This is a genomic window from Bacteroidales bacterium, from assembly GCA_023229505.1.
Lineage (GTDB): Bacteria > Bacteroidota > Bacteroidia > Bacteroidales > JAGOPY01 > JAGOPY01.
The window spans coordinates 1-3,407 of record JALNZD010000098.1; the positions used below are offsets into that span (position 1 = coordinate 1).

At 33.8% G+C, this 3,407-nt stretch carries 2 protein-coding genes; both read right to left on the reverse strand.

Annotated elements, in window-relative coordinates; all coding sequences use genetic code 11:
• Window positions 1-126 precede the first annotated feature (126 nt).
• The gene (locus tag M0Q51_17280; GenBank protein MCK9401722.1) at window positions 127-495 is read right to left on the reverse strand and encodes a four helix bundle protein; all 369 of its coding nucleotides are present in this window, start codon (window positions 493-495) and stop codon (window positions 127-129) included.
• A gap of 146 nt (window positions 496-641) precedes the next feature.
• Entirely contained in the window at window positions 642-2,909 is a 2,268-nt protein-coding gene (locus M0Q51_17285; protein ID MCK9401723.1) for a hypothetical protein, read from the reverse strand.
• Window positions 2,910-3,407 lie beyond the last annotated feature (498 nt).

Consider the following 3,407-nt stretch of genomic DNA (forward strand, 5'->3'; position numbering starts at 1 on the left):
GAAGCTTTTAACCCCAAGGCCTTGGATGATTATCAACAAAAATATAAAGAAAAGAAAATCAATCAACTAAAGAAGAGAATCGCTCAACTTGAAGCTGCTTGAAAAAAGAAGTTATATAAGAGGTAGTTAAATACTTGTACCTCCTTTTTTACCTATCACCTTAATGAAATTATTCAGTTTAATTGCAAGCCTGATGCTTTGCTGTTCTAAATCGTTATAATCTTCCTGATTTATCAGTTTCCTTGTTCTGGCTTTTTTCAGCCAGGTCTTTGTTTCATATAGAGAGCCACGTGCAAAAAACAGGAAATTCTTTGAATCATTAAAATGAAATCTGCCATAACCCTCGCTGATATTGGCAGATACAGAATCCGCAGCCCTTACCAATTGTTTTCCAATGGTATCCTTTTCAAAAAATGACCATGGTTTCACTATTTCCCAGATTCTCTCGGATAAAGCCATTGAGATTTGATAAACCTCAAGTTTTTCAAGTTCCATAATTTCGGATTTTTAAACTAAACATATTTGATTTATTTAGTTTATCCGAAAATTCCCAAAATATACCCGGTGATAAGAAAGAAAATTTTTCAGTAACCTATACCCACCTACCGAATGACCACTTTATGACCACTATAACAATCCAATCACCTGTTAAAATTCTTGACCGGATTCTCCCGGATATGTTTCAAAACAATTAATAAGATGATAACAAGCGCCAGGAAAATGGTTGAACATGTTCCTAAGAGGAAGTATAAGACGTTGATCTTTATATGGTTTGTGAAATTATTTATCCAATTATTGGCAAAATACCAGATAAAGGGATAGGTGATGATATTGGAAATAATTACAGGGATAAGAAATTCCCTGGAAATTAGCGAAACGATATTATAATAGGATGCACCGTGTATTATTCTGATCGTGATCTCTTTGCTTCGCTTTTGAAGAGTGAATATCAACAAACTGATAATTCCGAATATCCCTAAAATTACCGCGATGACGGTGAATAAGGCGAATATCGATTTAAGCTTCTTTTCATGCGCATAAGTCTCATCGATAGCTTTAATGAATTCATCTAATCTAAAGTTTGCAACAGGAACCAATTCTTTTTGCTTTTTTTCAATATAATCTGAAATTGAAGCCTGATCTCCCTGGTATCTAATTATAAGATAAATCCTTAAATCGTTTAGGGGCAATATAATCATAGGAGATATTTTTTCATACAATGACTTATAAGGAAAGTCTTTCACAACACCGACCACTTCTCTAAAGTCTACTTTTTTCCCAATCGGTTCATTTAGTTGAAGAAATTTGACCGCAGCTTCATTAATCATGATCGAATTTTCCTGGTCATATTTCACCGATGAATTAAAGCTTCTACCTTCAACAATTGTAAGGCCTAATGTTTGAAAATAATCTTTACCAACAGAAAGCATTTCTATATAGATTGGGTTAGCGTAATCTTCATTATTGAATATCATGGATTGACTAATAGGGCCAATTAAAGGAATGCTAATCGTTTCCGAAATATTGAGGATTTGTGGATTAAGTGAGAGTTCATGGATAAGTGCATCACAATTGCTTGTCAATTCTTCTGGTAATTCTAACACGAGTAATTTATCCGGATTAAAGCCCAAAGCATCTTTACTTTTAAGGAAATTCCACTGATTGAGCAGTATGAATGATATTACAATTAGTATACTGAAAATTGCTATCTGAAATAAAATCAGGAGTTTATTCCATTTTAGGAAGGGGAAGAGGGCAGACATATCTTTTTGGAAGAGACTCCCCGGTATTCCCCCGAATATGAAAACACTGGTTATTGCAACCGTAATAAATCCTATAAAGGCAATAATGGCAGCCATAAAACCAATGAGATTTATGAATGACGGCTTATCCAGGTTCATTTGTTTTCCAAAAATGTCACCGATAGCAGATTTCAAATATGTTGAAAGAACTATTGATAATATCATGGATATCAGCATGATCAGGAAGATCTCTCCAACGACTCGGGCTTTAATGTTAAACCTTGAGGCACCATGAGTCACCCTGATAAAATATTCATGATTTCGATGATAATGGTTTACCGCGGAGATAATTGCAAAATTTGAGGAGGCAATCAGGATAATAATTATACATATGAGTATGAATAGCCTGATATTTACAGAACTGCCGGCAGGTAGAAAACTATTGGCAATTTCCTCTGAACCTAAATAAATGTCCTTAAGAGGTTGTATTCGAATTGCTAAACCTGAATTTTTTTCCGGAGGGAATATGATCCGGCTTAATTTTTCTTCAACAATCTTTGGATCACTATTTTTATTTAAAACAATATATGAAGTGAATCCACTATAATTATTAGATGGATTTTCAAAAAATTCTTCATTTAAGCCTTCACTGATAAAATCAAGCTGAATTTGAAAATTACCTATGATATCGGTCTGAAAAGTTGAATTTTCCGGAATATTTTCAAATACCGCAGTTACCATTGCCGACAGTTCCTTGCCGGATTGATTAAGCGCAAGCAGGTTACCGACAGCATTCCCGTCCGGAAAGTATTTCTCCGAAGTTTTTCGTGATATTGCAATGAAATGGACATAATCATGCTGAGAAAAATTACCGGACAACAATGGGATATCAAGGTTTTTAAATATTTCAAAATCTCCGCAAATAAACCTGTTCTCCGGAATATAATTCTCTCCATTTTTAATGAAGACATCACGTAAATAATGACACCTGAAAACATCATTAATTTCAGGTATGCTATTAATAATCAATAATCTGGGAAGGTAAGGAGTTATAGCATTCATTCTGGAATCTGAACTATGAAATTCCAATACCCTGTATATTTTCTCCTTGTTTTTAATATTCTTGTCATAACTGTATTCATGCAATATGAATACAAGTAGCACCATTATGAAAGATAGGGAAAGCGTTAGACCCAACAGCCTCAAAACGAAGGAGGTCGTATTTTTTTTCCAGATCCGGAAAATAAGTTTAAAAAACATGTATTTAAAGTTTCCGAATATTTTCCTGAGATTTAAATAATACCAAAAACCGTTTCAGATAAAGAAATAATTAATTGAGAATATGGTATCTCTTTGAATACATCGAATTAACAATAAAGAGAAACCTTAGTAAAGATAGAAGATTCATTTTGGTTTTGGCTACCTATCTAACGATCAATTGCTTAAAAAATTGTAACGACAAATAGGAAAGGCGACCAGCTAATGACAACTTAATGACAATTTCTTGACTACCTACTGACCACCTACTGACCACCTACTGACCACCTCTTATATAACTTCTTTTTTCAAGCAGCTTCAAGTTGAGCGATTCTCTTCTTTAGTTGATTGATTTTCTTTTCTTTATATTTTTGTTGATAATCATCCAAGGCCTTGGGGTTAAAAGCT

Bases quoted from the DNA above. Each gene is read 5' to 3' on its own strand.
- M0Q51_17280 (MCK9401722.1), bottom strand. From the start codon at position 495: ATGGAACTTGAAAAACTTGAGGTTTATCAAATCTCAATGGCTTTATCC.
- M0Q51_17285 (MCK9401723.1), bottom strand. From the start codon at position 2,909: ATGGTGCTACTTGTATTCATATTGCATGAATACAGTTATGACAAGAAT.